The sequence below is a fragment of the Paenibacillus sp. VTT E-133291 genome (assembly GCF_002264395.1).
GTDB classification, from domain to species: domain Bacteria; phylum Bacillota; class Bacilli; order Paenibacillales; family Paenibacillaceae; genus Paenibacillus_AQ; species Paenibacillus_AQ nitricinens.
Genome location: NZ_NFVA01000239.1, coordinates 1 through 511 on the forward strand (window position 1 = coordinate 1; position 511 = coordinate 511).

General features: G+C 43.6%; 1 protein-coding gene. It reads left to right on the forward strand.

Annotated features, from left to right (window positions below; translation table 11 throughout):
- Positions 1 to 511 (forward strand): 5'-nucleotidase C-terminal domain-containing protein (locus CA598_RS31750; protein WP_179281793.1); only part of this gene is annotated, 511 nt, incomplete at both ends.

A 511-nucleotide genomic window follows, 5' to 3' on the forward strand; every position in this document is an offset into this window, starting at 1 on the left:
TATTGTCGGTGGTCACAGCCATACACAACTGGATCAAGCCGTTGTAGATAACAGCGATCCAAAAGCACCGAAGCTTATTGTACAAACCGGTGAAAAAGGACTATTCCTTGGTAAACTTGAAGTTAAATTTAACAAAGATGGCGTACTAACTACTTGGAAAGACCAATTAATCTCCATCGATGCTAAAAATGGCGCTAACTATGTTATCGCAGAGGATCCTGAAGCCAAATTGATCTTGGAAACCGAATATAAACCGGGTATTGAGGAACTGGGCAATGAGGTAGTAGGTAATTCAGAGGTTGTCCTAAACGGCGTTCGTGACAATGTTCGCACAAAGGAAACCAATCTCGGTAACCTGATTGCCGATGGTATGCTCTTTGCAGCCAAAAAAGCTGGTACTAATGCTGTAATCGCCCTGCAAAATGGCGGCGGCATTCGCGAATCTATCAATGAAGGACCGATTACACAAAGCGAAGTACTCGGCGTACTTCCATTCAACAACGATCTGGTT